This window comes from Ruegeria sp. BHSA162 (genome assembly GCF_059613385.1).
Genome location: NZ_JBXWSK010000126.1, coordinates 1 through 5,597, shown reverse-complemented (window position 1 = coordinate 5,597; position 5,597 = coordinate 1). Strand labels below are relative to the sequence as shown.

Here is a 5,597-nt window from a genome sequence, read left to right as displayed (position 1 = left end):
ATCTCCGGCTTGAGCCCCGGTAAGCGTTTCTGCGGCGGCTTCCAGAGTATCGGTTGTCAGATCGGTGAGTGTGGTTGTCAGCCCTACAAAACCTGTGTCGGTCGCGATCATGTCGCCAATCGCGAGTGTTTCGACACTTGTTCCATCACCGCGAAGCGATGAGACATCCAACCCGCTGAACATAATGGCGTCGGCCATGTCGGCTGCAGGCCCCAGGGTGAAACCCGTTACGATATCGGTGCCGTTGGCCGTCGGGTCCGCTTCGAAAACGATAAGATCTCGGCCAGCGCCGGAAAGATCGATCACATCGTCGCCGTCCCCACCGCGGATGACATTGTCGATACCCGTGGCCGCCAATGCGTCTGCGCCGTCTGTTCCCAATACCCAATGGGTCGGGCCACCGTCGGGCGTGTTGATCGTCAACTCGATCGGCTTCGTGGGGTCCAGCACCGTCATCGTGAACGTGACGACAGGCTGGGTCAGATCGCTGACGCTTGTCGCAGCTCCGCCAAAACTAATTTCCGCCGCCCCGTTCGGGTTTGCCAGAAACAGATCAAAATCGGTGTTTTCGACCTCGGATCCCGTGTCATAGGTCACGACCGCGGGGTCAAAACCCAAGTTGGCCGTGAAAGCCAACCCACTGGATATGTCCCGGTCCGCATCGGCATGTATTTCGAAAGTTATCGTCGACCCGCTGCGACCTGCCTCGGAGATGAAATAGGCCGCTGGAACGTGAGCCGTCGCCACGTCTGTCGCGGGTAGGGGGTTCGGTCCTCCGGCAACCGTCGCTGAAACCGAAAAATCCAAAAGGTCACCCGCCGTTGTACCCGAAAACGCCGTGGCAGGTACGTTCAGGCTCCACGTACCGTTGGCCGCAACCGTGGCTGTGCCGACAGAGACCGAGTTCAGCATCACCTCAACGGTTTGTCCCGCGCCGAGACCTATGGATGAACCGCTGACCGTCAGGCCGCTGGATTGCGCGTCACTCAGCGAAACCGCGTCGTTGGTACCGACCTCATTCAAGGTCAGGATGGGTCGGTAATCGGTGGTCACCGAGTCTGCCGCCTGAGGAGCGGGGTTGCCAGCCAAGTCCGAAACCGATGCGGTGATAGAATAAGTTGCTCCGTCAGAAAGAGCGTTCAGATCAGCCGTAGGAATGGTGGTCGACCAGACCCCACCCAAAGCGGTGGCAGTATAGGTCTGCCCGTTCAGCCCGACAGTAATTGTTTGCCCATCTTCGGCAGTTGTTGTCCCCGATACTGTCAGGTCGCTGTCCTTCTCGGTGACGTCTAGAACCGATCCAATTCCCAGAGGGTTCAGTGAGATGGTCGGGGCGCTGAAATCGGTGTTGAACCCAGTCGAAGTCGTCTGTGTATTTCCGGCTGCGTCGCTGACTGACGCGGAAATCGTGTAGGATTCGGCATCTTGCAGGCCGCTAAGGTCGAGGGGTGAAGCGGTGTAGGTCCACGCGCCACTCGTTACTGTAGCGGTGCCTGAGACATCCACAGTCCCGTCCGCTCGTTGAACCTGGATCGAGACGATCGTGCCATCAGGCGCGTCGGAAATGCCAGAGACGGTCATTCCGCCGGATTGCTCTGCCAGGTTCATGGTGCCCCCGGCCGATACCGTCGAGATTGACAGAGTGGGGGCCGTAAAGTCCGTGTCGAAGCTGCCAGTGGCCTGTGCGGCCGGGTTCCCAGCAAGGTCCGAAACATCGGCGGTCACGGTGACGGTGGCTCCGTCGGAGAGGCCGGCTAGATCGGTTGCGGGAACGCTGACACTCCAGTTTCCACCTGAAACGGTGGCGCTGTAGGTTTGGCCGTTCATTCCTATGGTCACGGTCTGGCCGTCTTCGGCGGTCGTCGTTCCGGATATGCTGAGGTTGGTTCCCTGTTCGACCGCGTTCATGACCACGCCGTCCGAAAACGTGTCGATGCTGATCGTTGGGGCGGTTGCGTCTTTGGAAACTCCTGCACTCGCCTGCGGGGCCACGAGGCCATCGGCATCCGTCACGTCGGCGGTGATGGTGAAAGTTGCGCCGTCGGCCAAGGCAATCAAATCCGCGCTCGGCACGGTCACGCTCCACGTCCCTCCGGACACAGGACCCGTGTAGGTCTGCCCGTCCAAAGTTACGGTGACTGTCTGGCCATCGGTGACATTTCCGGTCGTGCCGCTGATCGTCAGATCCGCCCCGACTTCGACTGCGTTCAACACCGCACCGACGGATAGAGGCGAAATCGAGATGGACGGTCCGCTCAGATCCACGGGTACCGAAACCGCAACAGGCGTGGCCGGGTTTCCGGCGGCATCGCTGATCGCGGCACTGATGCTGATGGGGCTGCCACTGACCAGAACGCCGAGGTCGGCTGCGGGAACGGTCACACTCCAAGCACCGCCTGAGGCGATGCCGCTGTAAGTCTGGCCATTGAAGGTCAGCACAACCGGTTGGCCATCTTCGCCGGTCGTCGTGCCGGTAATCGTCAGGTCCGATCCGACGTCTACAAGGTCGATCTGGCCGCCTGCGACAGCGTCTATTGTTATGGCTGGGGCGGAAAAGTCAGTATCAAAGCTGTTGGTGGCTTGAGCCGCCGGATTGCCTGCCCGATCCACCACATCAGCGGTCACAGTGACGGTCGCGCCATCGGGCAGAGACGCCAGATCGGCGGCCGGAACCGTGACGCTCCAAGTGCCGCCGGACACGGTTGCGGTATAGATCTGACCGTTCAACCCCATACTCACCATCTGACCTTTTTCCGCATCGGTCGTACCACTGATTTCCAGATCTGACGCGCTCTCGGCCCCATTCATGACCGCCCCGTGGGAAAATCCTGTTACCGCGATGGTCGGAGCGATGGTGTCGATGTTGTACGTGGCTGTTTCGACATCGATCTCACCTCCGGCTCCATCCAGGTGTCGGATCGTCACGGATGTGACCCCCTGAGGCAACCCTGCAGCCTCGACTTGGCTCAGCGAAACGCTCCAACTGCCGTCCGGCCCCGCTGAAACGGTTTTGGTGACCGACCCGATGGTTACTTCGACCGAAACGGTGCCGTCAGGTCCTGACGCCTTGGCGGTGGTGCTGTTGAGCGAATTTCCCTGCAACTGTGACAGGTTCAGACTGGGCGGGCGCGGAGATTCCTCGGGCGTCGCGGCATCTTCGCCGCCACCGCCGCCAGCGGCGGCCGCACCGGCCAGACCCAAACCACCCAGCACCGCGCCTGCGGCTCCCATGCCGCCACCACCAGCTGCCGCTGCTCCGGCGGCTTCAGCTGCCACTGCAAGCTGCGCGACTTCAACGGCCACGTCTTCGGCAATCATGATCGAACCGTTTTCCAGAACGTGCACGTTTTCCGCGGAAACCAGGACTGTGCGACCGTCCAAAAGCTTCAGTTGAACGTCGCCGTTGGGCAGCAGTTTGACCGACTGGACACCGGGCAGGACATCGGCAAACTGAAATGTGCTCAACTCCTCCTCAGTGGCTTGGGCCAGCGCCGGCAAGGCCAGAAGGGCAGAGGCCAAACCACCGCCGACGCCCGATCCGGCCCATCGGCGCAGACGCGCTTTGACCCATTTGCGGACATGCTTCTCATGCCCTGCATCTGGTGAGTCCTTCTGGATGGAGACTTCGTGTGAAACAGGTTTCATCGTCATCATGTCCTCACAATTGGTGGCCGCGGATACCCGCGCGGCAAGACCGAAGAAGCCAAGTTCTGTTCTTCTTTCCTGCTGCCGAGTTATTCATGCGGTCGGACCTTGAAAAATTGAGTTAATCTGGAGCCGAATTCCTCGTTTTCACCACAATTTCGTTCTCGTCTTTGCCTTGGCACTGCGTCACCCTCGAAAGGACTGCCAGCGATGGCATTGGGGGTGATCTGAGTTGATGCTTCAGTTCGAAAGAGTGGTTGCAACGGGGAGTCCGGCGCTCGATTCAGGTATCGGCGATACGGCTTTAAAAACGCTTAACGGTGTTACGTATCTGTACAGCACGACCCGGGCTGGCGGCGGCATCGTGGTCTGGCAGCTTGTGGATGGCGGGGCTCCGCAATTCCACGACGATCAGTATTTCAGCGGCATCATATCGTTGCAGGTCGGCAGCCTTGGTGCTCTGGTCGCATTGGGCGCAAGCGATCTGTTGGCACTGGACGTCGATACCGCCACGGGCCTTGTCGGGTACGAGTTGAATACGGATGGCACGATCGGGGCGCTGAAGGAAACGGCGGCGATTCCCGGAGGCGGTGATGTCACCGCATTGGTCCAGTACTCGGTGGGGGCGGTCGACTACCTGACGGTGGTCCATCAGGACAGTGGGCTCATCGGCACCTACGTGGTGAACTCGAATGGTTCGCTCAGTCATGTCGGCTCGGTCGCGGGTAATGCCGGGGCGATGCAGACCGCGGCGGTGGGCAGCAACCAGTATGTCGTCACCGCCAATGCCGCCGACAATGCGATCCGGGTGTTCAGCGCCGATCAGGGAAGCGGGACGCTGATCGAAGTGGACAACACGACAACCCAAACGCTTGGGATCAGTTCTCCGACAGCGTTGGAAACCGTTGATGCGTATGGACACACCTGGATTCTGGTGGCCGGGTCCAGCAGCAACTCCATCAGTGTGATGGAGCTGCGCGCAGACGGAACACTGGTTCCACAGGATCATGCGTTGGACACGTTGGGTACCCGTTTTGGCGCAGTTCAGGACATGAAGGCCGTCGAAGTCGATGGACGTGTCTTTGTCGTTGCCGGTGGCGGAGATGACGGAGTGACCCTGCTGACGATGACCCCTGATGGCAAGCTGATCTACCTAGACAGCTTTGCGGATACGCTGGATAGCGGTCTTCAGAATGTTGAGACCATCGAGGTGGCCCATGTTGGCGACGACCTTCAGATCTTTGTGGCATCGCAGCAGGATGCAGGGCCAACCCAGCTGACAGTGTCTCTGGACACCTTGGGCAACGTCATCGAGGGGAATGGAATCGTAACTGGAACCGCTCAGGACGACATGCTGAGCGCCGGCGTTCTGGACACTGATTTGCAGGGCGGTGCCGGTGACGACATTCTGATTGCCGGTCGCAGTGAAACCACCATGCAGGGCGGTTCCGGCGCGGACATCTTCGTTATGCGGTTCGGCAGTGGATTGACGACGATCACGGATTTCGAGGCCGGAACCGATCGGTTGGATCTGTTCGACTACCCGATGTTGCGCAACCCCGGGCAGCTGACCGTGACGTCAACGGCACAAGGGGCTCGGATTGAGTTCATGGATGAAACCGTCGAGTTATTTTCGGCCGACGGTGGCACACTCACCAGCGCCGAAATCTTCGGGTCCGGTTTTAAGGGGCCGGATCATATCCCCGTTGACTTTGGCGTGCTCACGGGGCCCGAGGCCTCGGCCGGTGTGACGGGTCCAGTCACGGTAGAGTCTTCCGGTTCAAACCCCGCGCTGAGCGATGCTGAGATCGTGTTCAAGCCAGTTGGAAACAGCCCGATATCGGTACAGGCCGACGATCAGGGCCAATTCGATCTTGATTTGCCATCAGGTTCGTTGCCGGGTCATGTGGACATCATCAAGCCCTATTCACATGCTAGCGGAGAAATCACGG

At 59.8% G+C, this 5,597-nt stretch carries 2 protein-coding genes; one reads left to right on the top strand and one right to left on the bottom strand.

Annotated features, from left to right (window positions below):
• Nucleotides 1-3,645 (bottom strand): Ig-like domain-containing protein (locus tag AC2FM5_RS19040; RefSeq protein ID WP_496737500.1); only part of this gene is annotated, 3,645 nt, incomplete at its 3' end.
• Between the two features lie 235 nt (nt 3,646-3,880).
• On the opposite strand from AC2FM5_RS19040, the gene AC2FM5_RS19035 reads away from it, so the two are divergent.
• Nucleotides 3,881-5,597 (top strand): hcalcium-binding protein (locus AC2FM5_RS19035; RefSeq protein WP_496737498.1); only part of this gene is annotated, 1,717 nt, incomplete at its 3' end.